Source organism: Mesorhizobium sp. J8 (assembly GCF_016591715.1).
GTDB lineage: Bacteria > Pseudomonadota > Alphaproteobacteria > Rhizobiales > Rhizobiaceae > Mesorhizobium.
Map to the genome: position 1 here is coordinate 3,852,257 of NZ_AP024109.1, position 25,193 is coordinate 3,877,449.

22 protein-coding genes and 2 tRNA genes are annotated in these 25,193 nt (G+C 63.3%); 14 read left to right on the forward strand and 10 right to left on the reverse strand.

The annotated features are described in order from the left end of the window. Window positions 1-11 precede the first annotated feature (11 nt). The gene (locus MJ8_RS18535; RefSeq protein ID WP_201410251.1) at window positions 12-3,428 is read right to left on the reverse strand and encodes a DUF3971 domain-containing protein; all 3,417 of its coding nucleotides are present in this window, start codon (window positions 3,426-3,428) and stop codon (window positions 12-14) included. A 95-nt stretch (window positions 3,429-3,523) separates the two neighbouring features. On the opposite strand from MJ8_RS18535, the gene MJ8_RS18540 reads away from it, so the two are divergent. Continuing rightward, entirely contained in the window at window positions 3,524-3,991 is a 468-nt protein-coding gene (locus MJ8_RS18540) for a peroxiredoxin (protein WP_201410252.1), read from the forward strand. Between the two features lie 135 nt (window positions 3,992-4,126). On the opposite strand, the gene MJ8_RS18545 is transcribed toward MJ8_RS18540, so the two are convergent. Further along, window positions 4,127-5,263, reverse strand: coding sequence for a GNAT family N-acetyltransferase (locus MJ8_RS18545; RefSeq protein ID WP_201410253.1), 1,137 nt, complete (start codon window positions 5,261-5,263; stop codon window positions 4,127-4,129). Then, the gene (locus MJ8_RS18550) at window positions 5,260-6,261 is read right to left on the reverse strand and encodes a sterol desaturase family protein (protein ID WP_201415484.1); all 1,002 of its coding nucleotides are present in this window, start codon (window positions 6,259-6,261) and stop codon (window positions 5,260-5,262) included. The genes MJ8_RS18545 and MJ8_RS18550 overlap by 4 nt, the downstream gene beginning before the upstream one ends. 297 nt (window positions 6,262-6,558) lie before the next feature. On the opposite strand from MJ8_RS18550, the gene MJ8_RS18555 reads away from it, so the two are divergent. Further along, window positions 6,559-7,839, forward strand: coding sequence for a M23 family metallopeptidase (locus tag MJ8_RS18555; RefSeq protein WP_201410254.1), 1,281 nt, complete (start codon window positions 6,559-6,561; stop codon window positions 7,837-7,839). Window positions 7,840-7,866: 27 nt separating this feature from the next. Here MJ8_RS18555 and MJ8_RS18560 read toward each other — a convergent pair whose 3' ends face one another. Next, complete coding sequence (locus tag MJ8_RS18560) at window positions 7,867-9,093, reverse strand: M20 metallopeptidase family protein (protein WP_201410255.1); 1,227 nt, start codon at window positions 9,091-9,093, stop codon at window positions 7,867-7,869. Continuing rightward, window positions 9,080-10,258: a M24 family metallopeptidase gene (locus tag MJ8_RS18565; RefSeq protein WP_201410256.1), complete on the reverse strand. Its 1,179-nt coding sequence runs from the start codon at window positions 10,256-10,258 to the stop codon at window positions 9,080-9,082. Before MJ8_RS18565 ends, MJ8_RS18560 begins: the two co-directional genes overlap by 14 nt. A gap of 183 nt (window positions 10,259-10,441) precedes the next feature. Here MJ8_RS18565 and MJ8_RS18570 point away from each other — a divergent pair, with 183 nt between their 5' ends. The 7 genes from MJ8_RS18570 to MJ8_RS18600 all read left to right on the forward strand — a co-directional run bounded on the left by MJ8_RS18570 (window position 10,442) and on the right by MJ8_RS18600 (window position 16,455). Then, entirely contained in the window at window positions 10,442-11,878 is a 1,437-nt protein-coding gene (locus MJ8_RS18570) for an FAD-binding oxidoreductase (protein ID WP_225247958.1), read from the forward strand. After that, on the forward strand, window positions 11,875-12,609 hold the full coding sequence (locus MJ8_RS18575) for a FadR/GntR family transcriptional regulator (protein ID WP_201410257.1): 735 nt from the start codon (window positions 11,875-11,877) through the stop codon (window positions 12,607-12,609). Before MJ8_RS18570 ends, MJ8_RS18575 begins: the two co-directional genes overlap by 4 nt. A 2-nt stretch (window positions 12,610-12,611) precedes the next feature. Next, on the forward strand, window positions 12,612-13,046 hold the full coding sequence (locus MJ8_RS18580) for a VOC family protein (protein ID WP_201410258.1): 435 nt from the start codon (window positions 12,612-12,614) through the stop codon (window positions 13,044-13,046). A gap of 67 nt (window positions 13,047-13,113) precedes the next feature. Continuing rightward, window positions 13,114-14,166 carry an ABC transporter substrate-binding protein gene (locus MJ8_RS18585; RefSeq protein WP_201410259.1) on the forward strand — a complete coding sequence of 351 codons (1,053 nt, stop codon included), beginning with the start codon at window positions 13,114-13,116 and terminating at the stop codon, window positions 14,164-14,166. Window positions 14,167-14,234: 68 nt separating this feature from the next. Continuing rightward, the gene (locus MJ8_RS18590) at window positions 14,235-15,035 is read left to right on the forward strand and encodes an ABC transporter ATP-binding protein (RefSeq protein ID WP_201410260.1); all 801 of its coding nucleotides are present in this window, start codon (window positions 14,235-14,237) and stop codon (window positions 15,033-15,035) included. Further along, window positions 15,032-15,787, forward strand: a complete 756-nt coding sequence (locus MJ8_RS18595; protein WP_201410261.1) for an ABC transporter permease — start codon at window positions 15,032-15,034, stop codon at window positions 15,785-15,787. The genes MJ8_RS18590 and MJ8_RS18595 overlap by 4 nt, the downstream gene beginning before the upstream one ends. A 128-nt stretch (window positions 15,788-15,915) precedes the next feature. After that, a complete protein-coding gene (locus MJ8_RS18600) occupies window positions 15,916-16,455 on the forward strand; it encodes a hypothetical protein (protein ID WP_225247959.1) in 540 nt (179 codons plus the stop codon). A 78-nt stretch (window positions 16,456-16,533) separates the two neighbouring features. On the opposite strand, the gene MJ8_RS18605 is transcribed toward MJ8_RS18600, so the two are convergent. Continuing rightward, window positions 16,534-16,609: transfer RNA gene (locus MJ8_RS18605), tRNA-Val, on the reverse strand. Between the two features lie 217 nt (window positions 16,610-16,826). On the opposite strand from MJ8_RS18605, the gene MJ8_RS18610 reads away from it, so the two are divergent. Then, window positions 16,827-16,903: transfer RNA gene (locus MJ8_RS18610), tRNA-Asp, on the forward strand. 631 nt (window positions 16,904-17,534) lie between these two features. Continuing rightward, window positions 17,535-17,738: a hypothetical protein gene (locus tag MJ8_RS18615; RefSeq protein ID WP_126060562.1), complete on the forward strand. Its 204-nt coding sequence runs from the start codon at window positions 17,535-17,537 to the stop codon at window positions 17,736-17,738. Window positions 17,739-18,065: 327 nt separating this feature from the next. Here the strand turns inward: MJ8_RS18615 and rbsK are convergent, their stop codons facing one another. The 3 genes from rbsK to MJ8_RS18630 all read right to left on the reverse strand — a co-directional run bounded on the left by rbsK (window position 18,066) and on the right by MJ8_RS18630 (window position 20,594). Continuing rightward, complete coding sequence (gene rbsK, locus MJ8_RS18620; protein WP_201410262.1) at window positions 18,066-18,995, reverse strand: ribokinase; 930 nt, start codon at window positions 18,993-18,995, stop codon at window positions 18,066-18,068. A 4-nt stretch (window positions 18,996-18,999) separates the two neighbouring features. Beyond that, window positions 19,000-19,452 carry an RbsD/FucU family protein gene (locus MJ8_RS18625; protein ID WP_201410263.1) on the reverse strand — a complete coding sequence of 151 codons (453 nt, stop codon included), beginning with the start codon at window positions 19,450-19,452 and terminating at the stop codon, window positions 19,000-19,002. Window positions 19,453-19,535: 83 nt separating this feature from the next. Then, the gene (locus tag MJ8_RS18630) at window positions 19,536-20,594 is read right to left on the reverse strand and encodes an ABC transporter ATP-binding protein (RefSeq protein ID WP_201410264.1); all 1,059 of its coding nucleotides are present in this window, start codon (window positions 20,592-20,594) and stop codon (window positions 19,536-19,538) included. A 282-nt stretch (window positions 20,595-20,876) separates the two neighbouring features. On the opposite strand from MJ8_RS18630, the gene MJ8_RS18635 reads away from it, so the two are divergent. The 3 genes from MJ8_RS18635 to MJ8_RS18645 all read left to right on the forward strand — a co-directional run bounded on the left by MJ8_RS18635 (window position 20,877) and on the right by MJ8_RS18645 (window position 24,686). Beyond that, window positions 20,877-22,553 (forward strand): ABC transporter substrate-binding protein, encoded by a 1,677-nt coding sequence (locus tag MJ8_RS18635; RefSeq protein WP_201410265.1) that lies wholly within the window; start codon window positions 20,877-20,879, stop codon window positions 22,551-22,553. Between the two features lie 91 nt (window positions 22,554-22,644). Further along, entirely contained in the window at window positions 22,645-23,760 is a 1,116-nt protein-coding gene (locus MJ8_RS18640; RefSeq protein ID WP_201410266.1) for a carbohydrate ABC transporter permease, read from the forward strand. 8 nt (window positions 23,761-23,768) lie between these two features. After that, window positions 23,769-24,686: a carbohydrate ABC transporter permease gene (locus MJ8_RS18645; RefSeq protein WP_201410267.1), complete on the forward strand. Its 918-nt coding sequence runs from the start codon at window positions 23,769-23,771 to the stop codon at window positions 24,684-24,686. 51 nt (window positions 24,687-24,737) lie between these two features. Here MJ8_RS18645 and MJ8_RS18650 read toward each other — a convergent pair whose 3' ends face one another. Beyond that, window positions 24,738-25,052, reverse strand: a complete 315-nt coding sequence (locus MJ8_RS18650; RefSeq protein WP_201410268.1) for a hypothetical protein — start codon at window positions 25,050-25,052, stop codon at window positions 24,738-24,740. Between the last annotated feature and the right edge of the window lie 141 nt (window positions 25,053-25,193).

A 25,193-nucleotide genomic window follows, 5' to 3' on the forward strand; every position in this document is an offset into this window, starting at 1 on the left:
GCGGCCGCGCCTCACTGCGCGGGCTGTTGCCTGTACTCGAAGATCGAGCGGAATATCCCGGGCGCCACGACTGACAATGGATTGATGTTGAGCGTCGGTTTGTTGGCGTTGCCGCGCAGCCGGTATGTGACGCCGATCAGGCCGCGGTCGCGCCCGTTGCCGAGCAGCGGCCCGAACAACGGCAGTTCGCCGAAGATACGGTTGAGACCATAGACCGGCATGAAGGTGCCGGTCATGTCCATGTTGTTGTTCGGATCGTAGAGCGTGCCCTGGAAGGTCGTGCCGATGCGCGGGCCGCGCAACAGGCCGTTCGCCAGTCTCAGATAACCGGAACCCTTGTCGATCTCCGCGAAGCCGCGCTCGAACTGCACCCTGGACGTGTCGATGTTGCCTTTGACGGCCTCGTTCAGGCTGCGCGTATCGCCGGCCGGAGTCGTCGATACGATCGAGGCGAGCTTGGGCTCGTTGACGATATAGAAATTGCGGGCATCCACCTGTCCCTTCATCGGCCCGTTAGCAGAGCCCGAGAGCGACAGGCTGATCGCCCCGCCTTCCATGTGCTCGTAAACGTTGAGGAAACGCAGGATGGCGCCGGCATCGGCGGACTTCACCCTGAGCACGCGGCCGCCCTCACCGGTTGTGTTGTTGATCGTGATCGCGGCGCCGGAACTTGCCGCGGCGGTGACGTTGAGCCCGTTCACGCGCGATCCGGCGGCGCTGTATTCGAGCTTGAGGTTGGAGAGCACCTCGTCATGGAAGCCGGTCAGCGATGCCACGTCGGCACTCACCGAGACGGCGTCGTTGCCCGCCCCCTTCGTCGCGGTGTCGACATCCGAGGTGAACTGCTTGATCAGCGAGCGGGCATCGAGCGACGCGCCGCTGACGTCGACGGCATAACTCTTGCCGGAGCGCTTCACCGAAACGGCGACGTCGTCGCCCCGGTTCAACGAAACCTTGCTGAAGCGGGCAGTGGACAATGCGCCGTTGACCAGGGTCAGATTGCCGTCGATGGAAAAGCTTTTGCCGTCGAGATCGAAATCCGACAGCGTGGTGGTGCTACCGGACTTTGCCATGTTGAAAGCGACCTTGGCGGGAATACCGGCGCCCTTGCTCCAGCCGGCCCAGGGAATGTCGAGCCTGGCATTGGTCAGGTCCGCCGAAACCTGCTGGGCGCCCTCTCCGCTCTTGTCGATCGCCACCTTGATGGTTCCGGAAAGCAGGTCCGACAGGCCAGGCATGCTGGCATTGCGCGTCTTGTCGTCGAGCACCAGCGCGACCTTGCGGCTGCGCGCGGGCCCGTCATCCTCGAGCGGCTCGACCAGATCGAGCTCGGCCGGAATTCCGTTGAGCTTGGCTTTGGCGGAAATCACCGCCTGCTTCGGCCCGACGGTGATTGAGCCATTGGCCTCGGTAACCGTCTGGTCTTCGAAAGGCTTGGCCAGCGACAGATCCTGATAGTCGAGCGAAACCAGCCAATCGAGCTTCGAAGTGTCCATGCCCTTGGTCAACGGGATGTCCGCCCTGACGTGGCCGGTGACAGTGCCGGAGAGGTCCTCGGGCGCCAGTCCGACATGGCGCATGGCATTGATCGGCTCGTAGGAGGCAAGCTCGGCGATCGCCGGCGCCTCGCCCGCGACATCGATGTCGAGCCCGCCGACAACAATCGGCAGGTTCGCGTTCTTGATCGTCAGGGTGCCGCCGCTTGCAGCAACTGTGCGGCCGCTCGGCATATAGACGCTGCCGGAGGAGAGCGCGATGTCGACATCATTGCCGTGGAAGGCGACGACGCCGACGGCGTCACGCACCGGCGGGATCCGCCCCGCGGTATCGAAGCGCGATCCTTCGATCTGGAAACGGCCGAACACTTCGTCGCCAGTCAGCGGCACGCCGTTGCCCAGCCGCCCCGGCACGACCTGGAACTGCAGATTGGCGTCGGTCACCGTGCCGCCGAACAGGTTGCCCAGCACCCAAAGCCGCGCGTTGCGGGCCGAAAACCACGGCCACAACTGCTTGACATGCGAGACCGGCATGTCGTGCACGTTGAGCGAAAGCGACACGCCCGGCGGACCGTTGTCGACAAAGGCGACCGTGGCGGCGCCCAGCACCTCGCCCGGACCGCCAGAGCGCACGCCGATCTGCTCGGCGACGAGCTTGCGGCTCTTCGGCTGATAGATCCCGGCGATGCGGGCCAGGAACTGAAGCGCCGGTTCCGGCGATTCCGACGGCGCCAGTGTCGAGCCGTCGCTGGTGAGATCATAGCGATAGGCGGGCTCCTCCCCGGCGACTGCCGGCTTCGGCCCGATCGATCCGGCAAAGTCGAAGCTGGAGCGGCCGCTCCTGATCAACAGCCGGTCGATCGAGATCTTGTTCGAACCGGCCACCAGCGTGGCATCGGCATCGACATCGGTCGGCAGCAGACCGCGTTCGTCCAGGTCGAGCACCGAACCGTTGAGTGAGAACGACGCCGCCAGGCGCGACGGGTTGTCGCCCGACGCTTCCGAGCCCGAGAGCCTCAACGCGATCGAACCCAGTTTGGCGCCATCGGTCGCCGGGCCGGTTCCTGTCGAACTGCCCCCGCCGGGAGGGCCCTCTATCTCGAGGTTGGCGTCGAGCGACGAAATGCGCCTTGCCGTCGCGTCGCGCGTCGCCGAGGCGATCAAGGTGGCGTGCCGGCCATCCACCTCGGCATCGTAGGAGAACTGCATGCTTCCCGTGCCGGTCTGCGCGACGGTCGCCGAGGTGACGGACACGCGCTTGACCGGCCCGGTGTCCGGCAGCTCGAACTCGACATTGCGCAGATCGATCTGGCGCATCGAGTCCTCGCGCACGGCATCCAGCGCGTCGTTGACGCCTGAAAACACCGCCGCCGACACTTTCTCCGGGTCGACAAGGCCGTCCGCGTTGCGCAGCGCCGCCGTCCAGTCACCGCCACCGGAGGGCATGGCGGCCACCACGATATGGGCGTCGGAAAATCTGGCGCTGGTCAGCCGGACATCGCCGGAAAGCAGCGGCAAGAGGCGCATGCCGAAACGCACCCGCCCGATATCGGCCATCGGCTTGCCGTCGGCCGTCTTCAGGCTGACGTCGTTCACCTGGAGAGCGACGAAGCTCGATCCGTCGAGCGTCAGTCGCGCCGCGCCGACGGTGACGTTGACATCGACGCCTGCCAGCTTTTCGATGGCGCTCTCCGCCTCGGTCCGAAGCCGTTCCGTGCCGATGCCGGATGCGCCGAGGACATAGACGCCCGCTGCCGCCAGGAGCACGAGCGCGCAAAGCCCGGCAAACACGCGACCGAGAATGCGAAAGCGCCGCCGCGCCGCCGCGCGGCCAAGCGGCGGCACACTGCACGCGGACGGAAGCGTCGCCAGGTCGGTGATCTCGTCACGCCTGAACCTGATCTTCTCGTGCTGCGGTTCTTCCTGATCCAAGCAATATTCCGTTGTGACGAACTCGTCGTGGACGAATCCCCGCTTCACGTTATATCGATGATTTCCCGCGCGTAACCGCAAACAAGGGCATCGATATGGCTGATCTCCAGGTGGGCGACGCAGCACCCCCATTCGATCTTCCGCGTGACGGCGGCGGTTCCCTCAGCCTCGCTGCCTTTCTGGGCAAGCCCGTCGTACTCTACTTCTATCCGCAGGACGACACCACAGGTTGCACCAACGAGGCGATCGGCTTCTCGCAGTTGAAGCCTGAGTTCGAAAAGGCCGGCGCCGTGGTGATCGGGCTCTCACCCGATAGCGTGAAGAAACACGACAAATTCAAGGCGAAGCACGATCTCACCGTCGATCTCGTCGCCGACGAGGAGCGCAAGGTGATCGAGGCCTATCATTTGTGGGTCGAGAAGACGCTGTACGGGCGCAAATATATGGGTGTCGAGCGCGCAACCTTCCTGATCGGCAAGGACGGCCGTATCGCCCGCATCTGGCGCCAGGTTCGCGTCAAGGGCCATGCCGAGGCCGTGCTGGAAGCCGTTCGCGCGCTCTGAGCGTCGCCAAAGCAATCGACAATTAGATCATGTCTCCCGAAAGTGGGAACCGGTTTCGGGATAAAGACATGCACAAAATCAAGAATCTAAAGCGCATGGAGCGAATCTGAAAGATCGCGACGCGCTTTAGAGCCGTTACTCGTCAGGTGCCTCGGCCTTCGGCTGCCGCCGCGCCCTCCAGGATTTCGAACGATGGCTCATCTGATCGGCCAGCGCGGCAAGATGGCCACGCAAGCCGCGCGCGCCCATCATGGACGACAGCGTGACTGATTGCGTGGCGAAGCGCCGCTTGAAATCCTCGCCGCCGCATAGAAAATCAATCGTGGCAAGGCCGCGGTCGAACGACCATTGGATATAGTCCATCATCAGTACCATACCCGGCGAGGCGCGCTCGTATTCGGGATCATAGGTGGTGACGAAAGCCATCATCGTGCCGTGCTGCTCGAAATTGATCGAGACGGCGACGATCGTGTCGTCAAGCTCCAGCACGAAGATGCGCAACAGCCCGAGGTCGGCCAGCACCGAAATAAGCGCGGCAAGAACCGGCGAGCCCTTGTCGAACAGATCCGAGGCACGACCATGGCGGGCGAGCCAGAGGCGCTTCAGCGCCGCGACACGCTCGAGCACCGGCTCGCGCGGGTCCTCCGCATCCAGCAGCCGGAAACGCAATGCACCGCTTTCTTCCATGAACTTGCGGCCGCGACGATAGTTCTGCCGGCCCTTCTTGGACAACGTCTCGAACCATTCCGCCCCACACTGCCACGAGCCGGCGACACGATAGCTGAGTTCAGTGCGGTGGTTGGGCCGAAGCGCCTTGCCGTGAGCCGGTTTCAGCAGGGCATGAACACCGGCATCCGGCAGCAAGCGGTTGAGATAGATCAGGTCGAAGCCACCCTGGCCAAAAACATACTGCCAGAGGCGGGAGATCGCCCGCGGGTCGCTGTCAGGTGCAACCAGCGCGTCGCCATAGTCACTGTGATCCTTCGCCGCCCATTCGAGGATGCGGATGCCGGAACGCCTGAAGGTCGCGAGCGCTATCACCCCATCGAGCCGTTCGCCGTTCCAGGCAAGCCCAATCCTGAGCGCGCGCCGCTCCTGCTGCGGGGTGGTGCGCCACCAGGCCGCGATCCAGTCCGGGTGCTGGAAGACAAGCCCGCCAGCCCGCTGCCAGAGCGCGGCCCAGGCCGGTGCGATCTCGGCCAGGCGGGCCGCCGTTGTCACGACTTCGAAGGTGCGTGTCCGCGGGATTGCGAGCACAACGGGAGCGTTCATGGCCGTGTCCCCTCCGAGGCTCGCGAGGCGCGTGACCGCGGCTTTCCGGGCCGGATGCGCTTGGCGATATGTCCCCACATCCGCTTCAGCGGCATGACGTAAAGGCCTGCGAGCGACTGATAGTCGCGCACATCGCGGTCGACCAGCCCGAACTTGAAGTCCTCGTCGGGGCTCGGCACACACAATGTTCCGAAGAGCCGGTCCCAGAACGAGAAGAGCAGCCCGAAGTTCTTGTCGTAGTGGCGCGGATCGACGCTGTGATGCAGCTGATGCCAGTGAGGACACAGGATCAAGTTGTTGAGCGGGCCGAACGAGATTTTGAAATGCGTGTGCCTGACGAAATCCATCATCAGGATGTTACGCATGACATAGACGTTGACGCCAAAAACGGTCAGTTCGACAAGGTTCAGCGAAATCAGCGACCAGATGCCGAAGCAGAACCCCACGATGATGCCGTCCCAAGCTCGGTTCATCAACTCGTCGAGCGGATGGACCCGGTCCTTGGTGATCCCGACCATCACCTCGGCCGAGTGATGCACCTTGTGCAGTTCCCAAAGCAGCGGATAGCGATGCTGGGCGACGTGATAGAGATAGTAGGAAATGTCGTAGGCCAGGAGCATGGTGACGGTGAAGATCAGAACCGTCACCGGCCCTGCCGGCCCCTCGGTCAGAGGCGGCTGGAAGTGAAACAGTGTCGAAAACAGCCAGTTGGTCCCGTACCCCACCACCGTGACGAAGACGATTCCGGCTGGCAGCATCAGGAAAGGCATCAGGGCCTTCTTCGTGACCCAGAACAGCAGGTCGGCCTTGGCGGAAGGATGGGTGATGACCTCACGCGGGATGGCGAACTCGAAAAACTCCTTCCAGCTCTTCTCCTCAGCCGTCCGCCAATAGGCCACAAGCGCGCTGACAAAGGCAGTCAGCAGCAAAAGCCCGGTCGCCAGCAGACTGGTGCCCGAAATCTTGTGAAGGATATTGCCAACCAGATCGCCCAGCATTCCCACCGCCACGGTGAATCCCAAATACCAACACGCCTTTACTCGAAAAACGTCAACTAAACGCAATCGAAGACAGTTAAGAAACCCGAGCCTTACTCCGCGAGCCACGGCTGCTCCTGGCAGAACATTGGTGTTCGTCGCCAAGGCGACATGGCGTCCGCGCCCTTTGGATTTTCGCGCAACCTCGCGCCCGCGCTGCGTGCATCCGGCGTCGCGCGGCCGGCACGGCAAGCCTTTGTTAACCCTAATAATGTGTAATCAGGCTTGTCGTTGGTCCCGTAACGAAAGCTTGGTCCCGTGAACGCAACCGGTCAGTCCGCTGTCTTCGGCAGGCGCAAGGAACCGCACACGGTGATCATCGCCCGGGGCAACGAAATAAGGCATTTCACCATCCGCCCCTGGCTGGCCGCCTTCATCGGCTCCGCCCTGGCGGCGATCGCCATCGGCTATTTGCTCGCCACGTCCTATCTGGTGCTGCGCGACGACTTGATCGGCGCCACGACGGCCAGGCAGGCACGCATGCAGCAGGCCTATGAGGATCGCATCTCGGCGCTGCGCGCCCAGGTCGACCGCATCACCAGCCGCCAGCTTCTCGACCAGCAGCTGATGGAAACCAAGGTCAGCGAGCTCCTGGCCAGGCAGACCCAGCTCAGCGAGCGCCACGGACGGCTCGGCCCGATCCTCGAACGCGCCGAGAACGAGGTCGGCGACGCGCCTGCGGCGAGCGCGGCGACGCCCAAACCCGACGAACACGCCGCGGTCACCGGCAGCCTTTCGCAGGCGCCAACCTACTCCGTCGCATCCTTGGGCGCCGGCGACACCAGGCCCTTCTCACTCTGGTCGACGAGGTCCGATCCGCTCGATGGCGAAACGGCCGCAGATCGTGCCGACAAGCTGTTCGTTTCGATCAATGCCTCGCTGAAGGCCATAGAGAACCAGCAGCTTTCACGCATCACCACGCTGGCCGACAACGCCTACAAGAATGCGGATGGAATCGTACAGGCGCTGGAAGCGACGGGCCTGCCGGTCGACAGCGAGCTCGACAAGGGCGATGTCGGCGGCCCGCTGGTTCCGCTCGATCCCTCGATGGCTTTCGACAGCAAGGTCAAGGAATTGGACGAAGCGCTCGACGCGCTCGACCAGGTCAAGAAGGAGGCGCGCAAGCTGCCCCTCGCCAACCCCGCCCCGGGCCATGCGGTGACCAGTCCGTTCGGCGTGCGCACCGACCCCATCCTTGGCAGCGCTGCCCTGCATACGGGCATGGATTTCAGGGCGCCGATCGGCATGCCGGCCAAGGTCACGGCCGCCGGCACCGTTACCAGGGCCGGCTGGGCCGGCGGCTACGGCCGCATGGTCGAGGTCGACCACGGCAACGGCTTTGCCACACGCTACGGGCATCTGAGCGAGATCGACGTCACCGTCGGCCAGAAGCTCGCCGCCGGCGACGTCATCGGCAAGACCGGCAGCAGCGGCCGCTCGACGGGTCCGCACCTACACTATGAAGTGCGCCACGATGGCGAAGCGGTCGACCCGCTGCGCTTCCTCACCGTCGGCAAGAAGGTCGCGCAATATCTTTGACCGGCTGAACCGGCGCCCGCGGCTTCGCTAAGCGCTGGGATCGTCCTGCCCGGCCAGGTACATCGTTGCCGCCGAAACCAAAGTAAGGACGCCGTTCTTCAACGCGGCCTCGTCGACGCGGAACCTGGCGTGGTGCAGCGGATAGACCGATCCGGCCTCCTCGTTGCGGATCCCGAGCCGGAAATACACCGACGGGCGTTTCTCGCTGTAATAGCCAAAGTCGTCGGCAATGCTCCATCCGGGCATATTGAGCGCATTGTCCGCGCCGACGCTGGCCTTGGCGCCGGCCATGATCAGAGCCGCCATCCCGGCATCGTTGACGACGCCGGGTTCGCCGCGGTGGATGTCGATCTTTACGCCTGCGCCATGGCTTGCAGCTATTCCTTCAAGCACCTCGCGAAGCCGGCGCCAGGCGCGCTCGCGAGTGGCGTCGCTGCCGCTGCGTATTGTGCCTTTGAATGCGACCTTGCCGGCGGTCACATTGTAGGCGTTGCCGCCATTGATGGTGGTGACCGAGATGACCAGCGGATCAAAAGGATCGGTCTCGCGCGAGACGATCTTCTGCAGCTCGCTCACCATGGAGCAGGCGACGGTCAGCGCATCGACACCTTCGTAAGGTTTTGCCGCATGCGCCGCCGAACCGGTGACCAGCACATCGAACGTGTCGCACGCCAAGGTGTAGGGACCGGCACCGACTGCGACCTTTCCGGATGGCGTATAAGGATCGACATGGACGCAGATGGCGGCGTCGACATCGTCAAGCAGCCCCTCCTCCACCACTCGCTTGCCGCCTGAGGGTTCATCTTCCTCGGCCGGTTGGAAGATCAGGCGGACGGTTCCGCCGAAACTGTCGCGCGAGCGATTGAGATGCGCGGCCACCGCAAAGCCCATCGCGGCATGGGCATCGTGACCGCAGGCATGCATCACGCCTGGATTTTCCGACGCAAAGTCGACGCCGGACTCTTCTTCGATCGGCAAGGCGTCGATGTCGGCGCGAATAGCCACCTTGCGGTTCGAGGGCCGGCCGGTGCCGACGATATCGACGGCAAGCCCATAGCCGGCGATGTCGCGAATGTCCGCAATCCCCTGCCCGGCAAGCATCTCGCGCAAATAGCGCTGCGTGCCCGCCTCGCGGTTCGAGAGCTCGGGATGGCGGTGCAGATGGCGGCGGATCTCGATCATCCGATCGAGAATTCCGGCATCGATGTCGGGAATGGTATCGCTCGCCGAAGACGGCCGGTCAGGATTTGACATGAATGTCCCGCGGGAACTTCGTGAGCGTCTCGTTGCCGGCTTCGGTCACCAGGATGGTCTCGCTGACCTCGATGCCCCAACCATCCATCCACATGCCCAGGATGGAATGAACGACATTGCCGGGTTGAAGCACCGTCTTGTCGCCGGGCCTCAGGCTGATCGTGTGCTCGCCCCAATCCGGCGGATAGGCGACGCCGATGGAATAGCCGATGCGCGACTCCTTCTTCAGCCCGTGACGCTCTATGACCTTGCGCCAGGCGGCTTCGACCGCCTCCGCCGTCGTGCCCGGATGGGCGGTGTCGAGCACCGCATCCATGCCCTCGATCACTGCCTTTGCCGTATCCGCGACGCGGGTCGGCATCCTGCCGAGTTGCATCGTCCTGGCGAGCCCCGCCGCATAGCGACGGCAGACGCCGGCAAGCTCGAGCGCGATCGTTTCGTCCTTCCCGAACCGCCGGTCGCTCCACATGATGTGCGGCGCGGACGCGTTTTCGCCGCCCAGGATCGTCGGCGGCAGCGCCGTGATGTCGCCGGCGAAATCCGGGCTGCCGGCGATCTGCGCCGCCTGGATGGAAGCAATCGCGTCGCACTCGCGCACACCCGGCGCGATGACTTCGTAAGCCCGCGCGACCGCCGCTTCGGCCAGCCTCGATGCGTTGCGCAGATAGGCGATTTCCGGCGCCGACTTCACCGCGCGGATCCAGTTCACGAGCAGATCGGCATCGTGCCATTTTGCATTGGGCAGCCCGGCGACGAGCCGTACATGGGCCTTCGGCGAGAAATAATAGGCTTCGAGCTCGATGCCGATGTTGCGGCTTCCCCATCCCTTGGCGACGATCCATGCCGCGATCCAGTCCATGGGATGACGATCGGCGCGCTGAACATGGTCCTCGGGGAAGCCGACGACGTTTTCCGGCTTCATCCAGGCCGTCAGCAAGCCGCCCGCCGCATCCATGGCCCGGCCGATCCAGACCGGCTCGGCATCTTCGATGGGAACAAGCACGACCTGCGGCGTGTAGAACGACCAGCCGTCATAACCGGTGATGTAATGCTGGTTGGCGACGTCGTTGACGATCAGGAGTTCGATGCCGCGCTTGGCCATCTCGGCGCGGATTTTTCCGAGCCGCTGCTGGTATTCTTCGCGGGCAAAAGGCAGTTCAATCATCTTTTCTCCTCACCGGATCGATCTGGTCGGGACAAAGCCCTGCCGTCCACCATTGCGGTGGTTTTGACCGGCGACAATCGGCCAGGACGATGCATGGGCAGGGCCTAGCCGAACGGGGCAGCGATTGACTCGAAGCAAGTTGTAGGATGATATGTATCACCCGATATCCAGACATGAACCTTCATGACCGTTCATCGCCTCTCGCCGGAAATCCTCAGCGCCATGGAAGGTGCCGTCGGACAAGACGGCATAGCCGTCGAGCCGGCTGGAATGGCGAAATATCTGGGCGACTGGGCCGGCGACTATCGAGGTGACGCTCTTGCCGTGCTGCGACCTGGTTCGGTGGCCGAGGTCCAGGCGCTGATGCGCCTGTGCGGAGAGCTCGGGCTCGGCGTCGTTCCACAGGGCGGCAACACCGGCCTGGTCTCAGGCGCGATCGACAGCAAAGGCGGCGGCCTGGTTGTCTTAAGCCTGGAGCGGCTGAACGCCATCCGGCAGATCGATGCGGACAATTTCACGCTGCGCGCTGATGCCGGCTGCGTGCTGCAGACGATCAAGGACGCCTGCGAGGCGCGGGATTGCCTCTTCCCGCTGGCGCTCGGCGCGCAAGGCAGTTGCCAGATCGGCGGCAATGCGGCGACCAACGCCGGCGGCGTCAACGTGCTGCGCTACGGTATGGCGCGCGACCTGATCCTGGGCCTCGAAGTGGTGCTGGCGGATGGCGAGCTGTGGAACGGCTTCTCCGGCCTGCGCAAGAACAACAGCGGCTATGATTTGAAGCAACTTTTCATCGGCTCGGAAGGCACGCTGGGCATCATCACCGGTGTCGAGGTCAAGCTGTTTCCCAAGCCGGCCAAGACGGAGACCGCCTATCTCGGCCTGACCTCGTTCGAAGCGGCCGTCACGCTCTTCAACCGGGCACGCCGCGACTGTTCGGACCTGATCTCCGCTTTCGAGATCATCGGCGCCGAATGCATCGAGCTTGCCCGGCTGGTGGACCCCACAACGAGAGCGCCGGTCGCGGCACCCGTCCAGGTGCTGATCGAATTGTCGTCCAGCGCCGCCATCGATCTCAACGGCCTGCTGGCCGGGTTCCTCGGCGATGCGGTGGAGAGCGGCCTGGTGACCGACGCGGTTCTCGCCGCGAGCACCGCGCAAGCCAGGAAATTTTGGGCGATCCGCGAAGGCCTGGTCGAAGGCCAGGCCAAGCGCGGTTACCATGTGCGCACCGACCTGTCGGTGAAGATTTCCGACATCCCGGACCTGATCGAGCAGGCCCGCCATTTCGTCGCAAACGATCATCCCGGCTGGATTCCCCTCGCCTACGGCCACGCCGGCGACGGCAACATCCATTTCAACGTGCTGCCGCCCGCCGAACTTGCCGAGGCCGAGGCTCGTGCCCGTGGCGCCGAGGTTATCGCCGGGCTCTATGAAATCGCCGCCGGCCTCGGCGGCTCGATCAGCGCGGAGCACGGCATTGGCCGTAGCCGCCGCAAGGAGTTCTGGGCCGGACTATCGCCGACGCATCGCCGCATGGTCGCGGCGCTGAAGAATGCCCTCGACCCCAATGGCCTGATGAATCCTGGCTGTCTGTTGCCCGCGACGGAGACCTTTCCATGAAGCAGAGACTGGCCGCCATCGGCACCGTCGAGACATTGCCGCACCGGGTCGCCGCCTTCCTCAGCCGCGAGATCGAATCCGGAGAATTGAACCCCGGCGCGCGCCTGCCGACCGAGCAGGAACTGTCCGAAAAGTTCGGCGTCAGCCGCAACGTGGTGCGTGAGGCGATCGCCCAGCTCAGGGCCGACGGCATGATCGAGGCGCGGCAAGGCATCGGCGCTTTTGTGCTGGCGCCCGAGCAGCGAGCGGCGATTCGCATCGACCGCGAGGCGCTCAAGGACACGCACAACATGGAGCGGCTGTTCGAGCTGCGCTGCATCCTCGAGGCCGAATCGGCAGCGCTTGCCGCGGCGCGGCGCAATCAGGATCATCTCGATTCGATCAAGGCTGCGCTCGACCGCATGGGCGGCGAGGAGCGTTGGGAAGAAGGCAGCATCGACGCCGATCTGCTCTTCCACCGCGAGATCGCGCGCGCCACCGGCAACAGCTACATCCACACCTTCATCTCGTTCGTCTGCGAGCAGATCCGCCACTCGATCCACTACGCGCGCATGACCAATCCGCTGCACGATCTCGTCGAGATCAATGTCGGCGAGCATGTGCGTATCTATGAGGCTCTGGTGGCGGGCGATCCGGCCGCGGCGGAAGCGGCGATGCGGGCGCACATCGTCGGCGCCGCCAACCGCGTCGGCGTCAAGCTGCCGCTTTCGAAAGCCAACGGAGCGAAATAGCCATGCCGGCGAGCATCACCCGCATCTCCGATGTCTGCCTTCTGGTCGAAAACATCGAAAGGACGGTCGACTTCTACGTTGAAAAGCTGGGCTTCCGCCTGCGCCGCCGCGCTGAAGGCTTTGCCGATTTCCATGGCGAGGACGTGACGCTCGCCGCTTGGGAGCTCGGCCACATCAACCGACATACCGGCGTGTCCAACCTGAGATCGCCGCGCCACGCGCACAAGGTTTGCGTCGCCGTGCAGCTCGACACGCCGGCCGATATCGACCGGCTGTATGGCGAACTCAGCGCCAAGGGCGTGCCCTTCTACGGCCCGCCCGAAAACTACGTCTGGAACGCGCGCTGCGCCTATTTCACGGACCCGGACGACACGCTTTGGGAGCTTTACGCCTGGCTCGACGGCGGCCCTGGCGACTACCACGACGAACAGCCGTAGACGACGCCGAGCCGAAGGGAACGGCGCCTGGAGAAGAGACGAGAAAAGTCTGCAACAGGAGCGAAAAATGAGTGGGAACAGGAACTTCGAATTGAATCGCCGCGCTTTCGTGAAAGGCGGCATGGCTGCCGTGGCGGCCGTATCTGCCGGCATGCAGCTGGTGCTGACGCCCTGCGCCAAGGCCGCCGGCAAGGTCGTCATCCAGTATGACTGGCTGATGTCCAACGGCCAGATCGGCGATATCGCGGCAGCCGCCAATGGCTATTTCAAGGACGCCGGGCTCGAGGTCGAGTTCAGCCCCGGCGGCCCGAATGCGTCGACCGTGCCGCCGGTGATCTCGGGCGCCGCGCAGCTTGGCCAGTTCTCGGAGACGCCGCAGCTCTATTCGGCCCGCGCCAGCGGCGTGCCGATCAAGATTATCGCCTGCGGCTTCCGCACCGGTCCTTATGCGTTGACGTCCAAGCCCGCAAAACCGATCCGCGGCGTCGCCGATCTCAAGGGCAAGAAGATCGGCATTCAGCCAACGGCGCGCTTCGTCATCGACGAGATCCTGGCCAAGAACGGCATCGATCCGTCGGAGGTGACCATCGTCAATGTCGGCTTCGACAAGGCGCCGCTGGTTCGCGGCGATGTCGACGCGATCGGCGGCTGGATCACCAACACGCAGGCGCTCAGCGTCGTCGGCGACGACCGCATCGACCTCTTGACACGTGACCTCGGGCTGAACTCCTACGCCGATGTCTATTTCGCGACCGACGCGGCAATCGAAAAGGACCCTGAGACGCTGGCGAAGTTCATGGGCGCCGTCGGCAAAGGCTGGGGCTGGGTCCACGCCAATCCGCAGGAAGCGGTCAAGAAGATGGTCGCCGCTTATCCCGAAATGGATCTCGGCTGGGAGGAAAAGACCGTCAATCTGGTGCTGAAACTCTCCTTCGACGGCGCAACCGCCAAGGATGGCTGGGGCACGTTCGATCCGACCTCGATCGAGGAGCAATTGGCGCTGCTCGACAAGGTTGGCCAGTATCCGAACGGCCGCCCGGTGGCCGCCGATGTCTACACCACCAAAATACTCGAACTCTCGGCCGCCGACCGGCCCAAGCTCGACGCGCCCGCGGCCTAGAGCATGATCCCAAAAAGTGGGAACCGGTTTTTGGAAAAGATCATGCTCCAGAAAAGAGTTGGATCAGCATGACAATCAAACGTCATGCTGATCCAATACCGGACGCGATCGAAGCGCGACAGCTGGATGTCGGCTATGGCGGCCGGCAGACGGCCGTCAAAGTGCTCGCCGGCCTCGACCTCACCGTCGCGGCCGGTTCCTTCCTGTCGATCCTGGGGCCATCCGGCTGCGGCAAGTCGACCTTGCTCAGAGTGGTGGCCGACCTGCTCGACCCGCTTGGCGGCTCGATCAGCGTCCTGGGCGAAACGCCCCATACGGTGCGCTCGCGCCGCGATGTCGGCTTCGTGTTCCAGGATTCGACCCTCCTTCCCTGGCGCACGGTGCGGGACAATGTGCGCCTGCCGCTCGGCGTCGGTCAGCGCAGCCTGACGCGCAAGATCGAGGACCGCAGCACGGAACTGCTGGAATTGATGGGGCTCGGCGGCCTCAGTGAGCGCCTGCCGCATCAGCTCTCCGGCGGCCAGCGCCAACGCGTGGCGATCGCGCGTGCCTTGCTCGGCGAGCCCAAATTGCTTTTGATGGACGAACCCTTCGGCGCGCTGGACGAGATCACGCGCGACCGGTTGAACGACGAACTGCTGGCCCTTTGGCGGCGCAGCGGCACGACTATCCTTTTTGTCACCCATTCGATCGCCGAAGCCGCCTATCTTGGCGAGCGCGTCATCGTGCTGGCCGCCAATCCTGGGCGCGTGGTCAAGGACCTCGACATGCGGCCCTTCAAACAGGAGGGCAACCGCTGCAAGCGCGAGGATCCGGCGATCGTCGCCGCCATGGCCGACCTGCGCGTGGCTCTGGAGCGCGCATCGTGAGACAGGCGCCGCTCTCACCGCAAATGACGGTCGCGCTTCCCATCCTGGGCGCGGCTTCGATCCTGCTCGCCTGGCAATATCTTTTGCCGTTGCTCGGCGTGCCGGCCTATATCGTGCCGACGCCGACAGCGATCTTCGGCGTCTTCCAAAGGAATTTTGCGCTCCTCATCGACAATCTGAGGCCGACGCTGATCGAGGCGCTGGCCGGCTTCGTCATCGGCAATCTCGCCGCCGTGCTGCTCGCCGTGCTCTTCGTCCACAGCCGCGTCCTGCAAGCCGCCTATTTCCCGATCGTGCTCTTCTTCAACACCATTCCGATCCTGGCACTGTCGCCGATCATCATCCTGATCTTCGGTCTCGGCATGACGCCCAAGATCGTGATTGCCGCGGTAATCTGTTTCTTCCCGACGCTGGTGAACATGATCCGCGGTCTCGATTCGCCGAGCGACAACGAGCATGAGCTGTTCCGCGTGCTGTCGGCGACACGCTCGGAGATCTTCTGGAGCCTGCGCCTGCCCCGTGCCCTGCCGATGCTGTTCTCTTCGCTGCGGATCGCGTCGGCCACCGCCGTGATCGGCGCCATCGTCGGCGAGTGGATCGGCTCGGACAAAGGGCTCGGCGCGCTGATCATCCAGGCGACCTTCAATTATCAGTCCGATCGGCTTTATGCGGCGATCATGCTGTCGTCGTCGCTGTCGATCGCGCTGTTTTGCCTCGTCGTCCTGATCGAGCGTCGAATCATCAAATATTGAGCAAGACGGCGGCCCCGCGCCGTGTGCTCACGCGTCGAGATAGGAGCATCCTCTCGATCAGGCATTCATCGCGCATTTAATCCGACTGCGGTAGGATGCCGGCGTACAACCAGACCGGGAGACAATTCGTGTTAAGAACTTTTCACGTCTCGATCCGTGCGACGCTGGCCTTCATATGCCTGGCCGGCCTGATCGCCGCGGTGTCCGCCCTTTTTCCCACCACCGCCTCGGCGCAGCAACTGCGGCGATGTGCCGGTGAAGGCGGCATATGCCGCCTGCCCTATCCCACTGAGGTGGTTTACGGCGCACGGGGCCGAACGACCTCGCGGTTTTTCGACCGTCGCTCCGTGCCCTGCTCGAATCGCCTGTTTGGCGACCCCGCCCCCGGCCGCGAGAAGGCCTGTTATTTCGTGGCGCGCGGCGGCGGCTATGGCGGTGACGACAATTACGGGGACGATGACTACGGTTCACGCCCCGACCGCGGCGAATGGGTGGCCTGCGCCAGGGAGGGCGAGTTCTGCGATTTCCGCGGCCGCGCGATGGTCAGATACGGCGCACGCGGCCAGTACACGCAGGACGTTTTCAGGAACGGCGTCAGATGCGGCAACGACGCATTCGGCGACGACCCCGCTCCGGGCGCTCACAAGCGCTGCTACGTGAGACAGTAGCGGCCTGAACATATCTCGATAAGGCGGTGGCCCCGGCAAGGGCCGCTGCCGCGTTCCGCTTCTGCTTGTTCGGCGTAATGGTGGGCGATGACGGGCTCGAACCGCCGACATCTTCGGTGTAAACGAAGCGCTCTACCAACTGAGCTAATCGCCCGCCTGAGCGCGGACCATTAAGCAGTTAGGGCCGCATTCGCAAGGCCAAATGAACAGACGGCGCCCCCATCGCGGCGCGGATTTCCCCAGCCTCGGCGCCGCTGTCAAAAAACCTTCTCCTGATTGCTGTAATGCTTGAATGCCGCGCTTGACACCCGCGGGCGAACCCCTTATCCAGCCCCCCAACGACGACACGCCTGACACGTGCTCGTCAGTGCGCGGGTGTAGCTCAGTCGGTTAGAGTGCCGGCCTGTCACGCCGGAGGTCGCGGGTTCGAGCCCCGTCACTCGCGCCATTAACTTTCTGAAATGTTGTGTTTCCCGAGTTCTCGGCTGACCCGTCTGGCAGCGCGCTCGCCGCAGCTGTCCTAGGCCGTCCAGTCTCCCGCACACCCTGGCGCATCTACCCCAGCGGCGAGGAGCCGAATTTGGCATCCACGCGCCGAGCATCAAATGCAGGGACGAGCCCATGGCGCGGCTGGTTGACGCCACCTGGAAAGTCGCGGTGAGGACTTGGTCTAATCACGGTTGACCTGGTCGATCAGGTGGAAAGGCTTATCATGCCTTCCGCTCCACCATATCAATGCAGCCATCACAACAGCACCCGCCAATATTCCGGCGAGGAATCCGATCCAAAACACCCCATCACCCCCGTGATGCAAAGACTCCCTATGACAAAATACTTCGTTGATAGCAATAATGCGCCCCGCGCTGGTTCTGCTTCGAACACAGAGCGAGGGTGAAGCCGATCGCCCACATCGCCGAGCTGGTCGGTTATTGATTGCTTGCCAATTTCGGACGTCAATTCAAGGCGTTGAAGGGGCTCACGCCGCGCGAATATTGTGGCAGTTTGCCAACTGAGACCTTTCTCGGAACCATTCCAACCTTGTCCCGTTCAGCCCTCGGGCGAAAAACGGGAGAGACGAGATGGCTGTGAGATGCCGAATTTCCATCGATGATGAGAGGGATGTCGACGAGCTTGCCTTCCAGGAATTGCCGCGGGTCGGCGAAAGCGTGTCGATCCCGGTCGAGGGAACGAACAGGGACCTCCGCGTGCTCCGCGTCGTGCATATGCCCGGCAGCGAGCAAGGCGCGACGACCATGCTGGAGCTGACCAGCAGGATTCTCTAGTCCAGGGCATGATCCGGAAACGACGTCAGCGTAGCAAAAAGTGGGAACCGGTTTCGGAATGCTCCAACAAAGGGTTAAATCAGGGTGACGATTTGACGAAACGTCATCCTGATCTAGCGCAGCTATCCGGGATCATTCGCCCAATATGACGCCGGAAGCGATAATCTGAGCCGTCCGCGCGGTGAGCTTCTGGCGCTTCACGAGCGTGGGCTTTTCGTAAGGTTTCTTCATCCTGCCGTTCCGGCGTCGCCGACCAGGAGGATGAACGCGCTCGGCTCAGCTGCGTTCCGGGTCAAGACACTGCTAATAGACCGCGCGAACTGCGAGTCATGCCTTGGCGAGCAGCGCCTCGACCTCCTTGAGGCTCGGCATGGACGGCGCGGTGCCCGGGCGTGTCACCGAAATGCCGGCGACCGCGCAAGCAAAGCGCACTGCCTCCAGCGGTTCGACGCCCTTTGCCAAAGCCGCGGCGAGGCCGCCGTTGAAGGCATCGCCCGCGCCCGTCGTTTCGACCACCGGACCGGCGCTGACCGCGCCGACATGATCGGAACGGTCTTTGGTGTGCAGCAGCGCGCCCTTTTCGCCGAGCGTCACGATGACGGCGCCGACGCCCTTGGCCAGCAAAGCGTCGGCGGCGCAGCGGGCGTCGTCGATCGACGAGACATTGATGCCAGTCAGTCCCTCTGCCTCGGTCTCGTTGGGCGTGACATAGTCGCAAAGCGTGTAGATGCGGTCCGGCAGGCTGGCTGCAGGCGCCGGATTGAGAATGGTCGTCACCCCTGCCCCGCGCGCGATTTCCAGCGCCCTGAGAGCCGCGTCGATCGGCTGTTCGAGTTGGGTGACGAAGACGCCGGCGGAACGAATAAGCCCGGCATGTACCTCGATGTCGGCCGGAGAGATCAGCATAGCCGCGCCTGGACTGACGATGATGGCATTGTTGCCGGTGCCTTCCTCGACGAAGATATAGGCCGCGCCCGTATAGCTGTCCGGCGTGTCGATGACGGCGCTTTTCACGCCTGCGTCTCTCCAGGTCTGCTTGGCCATATCGGCGAACGCATCGACGCCGAGCCTGGTCAGGAAGGTTATGTCGGCGCCGAGCTTGCCGGCGGCCACGGCCTGGTTCGAGCCCTTGCCGCCCGGTCCGAGCTTGAAGGAATTGCCGAGAATCGTCTCGCCCATGCGCGGCTGGCGATCGGCGCGATAGGCAGTGTCGGCGACGAACACACCCAGGATCACGACAGGCTTGGCGGCAGCCATGTCCCTACTCCGCATCCGGCGGCACGACGCCCTTGCGGAAGGCGAAGCAGCCATAGAAGCGGCGCTCGCCGGTCTGGATCACGCAATAGGCTTTCTTCGAGCGCTCATAGAAGGCGTAGCGCTCGATCGAGATCATCGGCCAAGGCTTGCCTTCGGCCGCGTCGATCTCCTTCTGCACCTCCTTCTGCACCGGCGGGATCTCGTTCGGCTTGCCGACGATCTCCATGCGCGCCGCCGCATCGTTGACGAACGTATCCAGCGGTAAGACCGAGAGCACCGCCTTCACCACTTCCGCCGCCGGCGCATCGATGCGCAAGAGCTTGCCAAGCACGGTCTGCCGCGCCACCGAATCGGACGGGAAATTGGTGTCGGCGATGATCAGGTCGTCGCCATGGCCCATCGCCCGCAGCGCCTGGAGCACATCGGCGTTGAGCAGTGGATTGATCCCTTTGAGCATGGTTTCCTCTTGAAGGGTTGATGCGGTTCTCGAGCAATTCCAGGAAAAGTGTGAGCGGTTTTCCGTCCGGAATTGCGTAAGTTCTAAAGACGCTTGCCGGTCCCGGCGTCGAAGAGGTGAACCTGGTCGAGGCGCGGCTTGAGTTTGAGCGTGTCGCCTGGCTTGAAGTCGTGGCGCTCGCGAAACAGCGCCACCATCTCGCCTTCTCCGAAGCGCACGAAGGCCAGGGTCTCGGAGCCCGTTGGCTCGACCACGGAGACCTTGGCCTCGACGCCATCCGGATGGATCTCCAGATGCTCCGGCCGCACGCCATAGACGACGGCCTGGCCGTCCTCGGCAACGGCGCCCGACGGCATGGGGAATGCCGTGCCGGCGATCTCGACGACCGGCTTCCCGGCTTTCCTCACGGTACCCTTAAGCAGGTTCATCGAGGGCGAACCGATGAAGCCGGCGACGAAAAGGTTAGCCGGCCGGTCGAACAGCTCCAGCGGGGCGCCGACCTGCTCGATGCGGCCATCGCGCATCACCACGATCTTGTCGGCCATGGTCATGGCTTCGATCTGGTCGTGGGTGACGTAAATGGTGGTCGTCTTCAGCCGCTGGTGAAGTTCCTTGATCTCGGTGCGCATCTGCACGCGCAGCTTGGCGTCGAGGTTGGAAAGCGGCTCGTCGAACAGGAACACCTGCGGATTGCGCACGATGGCGCGGCCCATCGCGACGCGCTGGCGCTGGCCGCCGGAAAGCTGCCGCGGGTAGCGCTTGAGATAGGGCGCGAGGTCGAGGATGTCGGCGGCGCGCTTGACCCGCTCGGCGACGACGGCCGGATCCGTGCCGCGCAGCTTCAGCGCGAAGGCCATGTTCTGCTCTACCGTCTTGTGCGGATAGAGCGCGTAATTCTGGAACACCATGGCGATGTCGCGCTTCGCCGGCGGCAGGTTGTTGACGACGCGGTCGCCGATCGAGATCGTGCCGCCGGAAACCGTCTCCAGCCCGGCCACCATCCTGAGCAGCGTGGACTTGCCGCATCCTGAAGGGCCGACCAGCACGACGAACTGCCCGTCGGCAATATCGACGCTGACCTCATGCAGGACCTTGACGGTTCCGAATGCCTTGGCCACACTGCTGATCGCGACTTGAGCCATCGTCTCCCCTTTATCTTTTGCGGTGAAGCTAGCCATTGCCGGCGGCAACGGCAAGTCGGTATCTTATAGATAAAAAGCCAATCTTGTTGACAAGGTAATCGATTACGCGAATAGTGGCGAGTGCCAATCCGAGAGCAGGCCTGTTACCCTGAGATCGGAGCTCCGGCGACGCAGGGTGGGGTCCCACGTCCCCGTATGATCGAGGAGAACCGAGAGACGTTTCGACGTCCGAGAGATTGGCCACTTCAATTCAATCGCTGTTGTTCTGGGAGGAACCTGTAGATGAGAGTCGACCTGTATGAAAAACTGATGCGCGCCGGCGCGAGCCGCCGCGATGTGCTGAAGGGTGCTGCCTCGATGGCGGCAATCGCCGCCGCCTCCGGCGCCGGACTCGGTGCGCTGACGAGGCCAGCCGCAGCCGATGACAGCCTGCGTACGAAAATCCTGCAGATCCCGGGCGTCGGCAAGGGCCAGCCGACCGATGCCGACTTCCAGAAGGTCGGCGAGCTCTGCCTCGAAGCGACCAAGGCCAATGTCAAGGAAGGCGAGTTCGCCGGTGTCGAGCTCACCTTCATGGGCCTCAACAACCAGAACCTGCACAACGTCCTGTTCCGCGGCTTCCTGAAGCCTTGGGAGGCCTATACGGGCGCCAAGATCAGCTGGATCGACCTCGCCCAGGCCGACTACAACGCCCGCCTGCAGCAGTCGATCGCGACCGGCACGGTCGATTTCGATATCATCGAGATGGGTGCGCCCTTTGAAGGCGATGTCTGCGGCAAGGGCCTGACCTCCGAGATGCCCGATTGGGTCAAGAAGCAGATCGACTTCGACGATCTGGTCAACTATCTCAAGCCGCCGGTCGGCACCTGGAACGGCAAGCAGTATCGCGTGACCATCGACGGCGACACGCATAATTTCATCTACCGCACCGACGTGTTCTCCGACTCCGAGTTGGCGGCGGCCTGGAAAGCCGACGGCGGCGACAAGGCAGGCCTGACGGAATGGGGCGTGCCCAAGACCTGGCAGCAGGTGCAGGCCGTGACCAAGTTCCTGAAGGGCAAGAAATTCAAGGGCCAGGACGTCTACGGCTACCTCGACGCGCCCAAGCCTTGGGGCGGTTTCGGCTTCTATTTCCTCGGCAGCCGCGCCACAGCCTATGCCAAGCATCCCGATGACAAGGCCTGGCTGTTCGATGCCGACACGATGAAGCCCCGCATCAACAACCCGGCCTGGGTGCGCGCCATCCAGGACGTGATCGACGCCTTGCCGTCCGAACCCGCCGACCAGATCAACGCCGATCCGAACACGACCGCCTTCCAGCAGTTCCTGGCCGGCACCGGCTCGATGATCCCCTGGTGGGGCGATGTCGGCTCGAACGTGAAGACCAACGACTCGTCGGTCGTCGGCGACGTCACCGGCTTCTCGATCCTGCCGGGTTCCGACGACGTCTACAATTCCAAGACCGGCAAATGGGACAAGCTCGCCAGCGGCCCGAACTATGCGCCGAACTGCGCCTATCTCGGCTGGGGCGTCTATGTCATGGCCCGCGTCGATTCCGACGAGAAGAAGAAGAAGGCGGCATGGTCGGCCGCCGCCCATCTCGGCGGCAAGGACCTGTCGATCTGGACGGCGATGTATCCGTCGGGCTTCCAGCCCTACCGCAACTCCCATTTCAACATTCCCGAATGGGTGGCGGCCGGCTATGACGAGGCCTTCATCACCTCCTATCTCAAGTCGGAAGGCGACAGCTACAACCACCCGAACGCGGCGATCGAGCCGCGCATCCCCGGCATCTTCCAGTACTACTCCGCCGCCGAGGACATCCTGGCCAACACCTTCGCCGGCAAGATGAAGGCGCAGGAAGGCGCCGACGCCATCGCGGCGGCCTGGGAAAAGCTGACCGACCAGATCGGCCGCGAGAACCAGATCAAGCTCTACAAAGCCTCGCTCGGCATGTAGGCTGTCTCATCAGACGTCGCGGCCCGGTGGCACATCGTCATCGGGCCGCATCTTTACCGGCCCGGCCGGTTTGATGCTTTAAGAGGCGAGAGTGGCTGAGCAGACTTCGACCGCGAATGCGTGGCCGGCAAATCCGGCCGACCTGATCCCGGCAGGCCGCAAGCGCCTCGGCTGGGGCCTGCTGGCTATCGCAACGCTTGGCCTGCTGGCGATCATCGTCGTGCAGATCCTCTACAAGACCGAGATGTCCACGGTCGGTTTCGACACCTGGCGCCCTGTGGTCTACGCCTACATCCTGTGGGGCGCGGCGCTCGGCGCCTGGCAGGTACTGACGCGCGGCGAGGACGGGCAGCGCGCACTGTTTCTTTTGCCGGCCCTGCTCTTCACCATCGCCATGGTGATCTTCCCGACGCTGTTCGGCTTCTACATCGCGCTGACCGACTGGAACCTCAGCTCGTTTACCGGACGTAAGTTCAACGGCCTCGACAATTTCTGGCAGATGCTGGCCGACCCCTATTACCGCAACGCGCTGTTCAACATGGTGCTCTACGTGCTTGCGGTGCTGGTCGAATATGTCATCGCCTTCGGTCTGGCGCTGCTGCTCAATGCGCAGATCAAGGCTCGCAAATTCTTCCGCGTCGTCTTCCTTTTGCCGCTGATGCTGTCGCCGGTCGCGGTGTCCTGGATGGTCGGCAAATCGCTGATGGAGTACCGGTTTGGGCCGGCGGCGACGCTGGCGCGCCATCTCGGCTGGGACAATCCCGCCTTCTTCTCCGACCCGATCAGCGCCCGCATCTCGATCATGATGCTCGACGCCTGGACCTTCATCCCATTCATGATGATCATGCTGCTTGCCGGCCTGCAGGCGATGTCGCGCGAGGTGCTTGAAGCCGCTCGCGTCGACGGCGCCACCGCATGGCAGACCTTCTGGCAGGTCACCTTTCCGCTGATGCTGCCGGTATCGGTGACGGCCGTGATCCTGCGCATCATCTTCAAGCTGAAGCTCGCCGATATCATCATCACGCTGACCTCCGGCGGCCCCGGCGGCGCCACCGATTCCGTGTCGAGCTTCATCTACCGCGAATACCGCGACCGCTCGAATGTCGGCTACGGCACCATGCTGGCCATGGCCTATCTGATCATCATCGTCGTGTTCGTGACCTGGCTGTTGAAAGTCGCCAGTCGCTTCGTGCGCAACGGCAACTGAGCGGCATCATGAGCGTCCAGACCACCGACTACACCGTTTCCGAGATCCGTTCGCCGGCGGCCTTCATCACCAGCCGCGTCTTCATCTACGGCGCGCTCGTCTTCTGGGCATTCGTGTGCCTGTTTCCGATCTACTGGACGATCACCACCTCGTTCAAATCTGCGGTCGACGTCACGCAAGGCCATCTCATCCCCTTCGTCGACTTTACGCCCGACTGGAAGGGCTGGCGCTCGCTCGGCCTGTCGCCGGATTCGATCTTCCAGACATCGACCGTGCGCGACGAATTCCTCAAACGCTTCATGAACTCGGTCATCACCTCCGTCGGCGCATCGAGCCTCGCCATCGTCATCGGCAGCCTCGCCGCCTACGGCCTCGTCCGCTACCGCTACAAATTCGCCTGGTTCAAGAACGAGGACATCTCCTTCTTCTTCCTGTCGCAGCTGATCCTGCCGCCGGTCGTGCTGGCGCTCCCTTTCCTGGTGCTCTATCGGGAAGTGGCGCTCCTCGACACCCGCATCGGGCTCGTGCTCCTCTACACGCTGATGGTGCTGCCGATCGTGATCTGGATCATGCGCGACCAGTTCAACTCCATTCCCGTCGAATTGGAGGAGGCGGCTTTGGTCGACGGGCTGTCGATCTGGGGCGCCTTCTTCCGCATCGTCATGCCGATCGCGCTGCCGGGCATGGTCGCCGCCTTCATCCTGGCGATGGTGCTGTGCTGGAACGAGTATTTCTTCGCCGCGCTTCTGACGTCGACCGACGCCAAGACAATCCCTGTCATGGTGGCGAGCCAGACCGGCTCGCAAGGCATCAACTGGTGGTCGATGGCAGCCCTGGCCACCGCCGCCATCGCGCCGCTGGCGATCATCGGCATCGCGCTCGAGCGCTACCTGATCATGGGCATGACGGCCGGCTCGGTGAAGTAGTGAGCACTCAACACCTCAGGCATGTGGCCCGAGCGGCCAGTTAGTCTGCCGCTATATAGCTTCGGCTGGCGCAAAGAAGCAGTTTTCGTGCTCCTCGCTCGGATGCAAGCAGATATGAAAGTTATCATCACCGGACGGAATGACACGGTTGTAAGGCACGAGATAGCGATTCTGGTGAGTGACTTTCCGATGATCTCCCGGCCGCAGGATGATCACGTAGCCATCCGGGCTCGGCGTGACAGCGGTGCTGGGGATACGGCTGCATTCGCCTGTCATTGAATCGCCGTGACAGCAGGCCGGCGGATAAGTCCAGCCACTGCTGGCGCCATGCGCAAACGCAGAAACATCCTCAAGTTCTGCAGCCATGGCGACTACGCCTGCAAAAGTTGCTACGCGTCGTATCACTGAAAGCCCCTCGGGTTCGGAGCACAATCGGTTCTACAATATAGCTTATTTTGATTTGCTAATATATAGGTGACCGACTTCTTGACATCCTCCTGCAAGAAC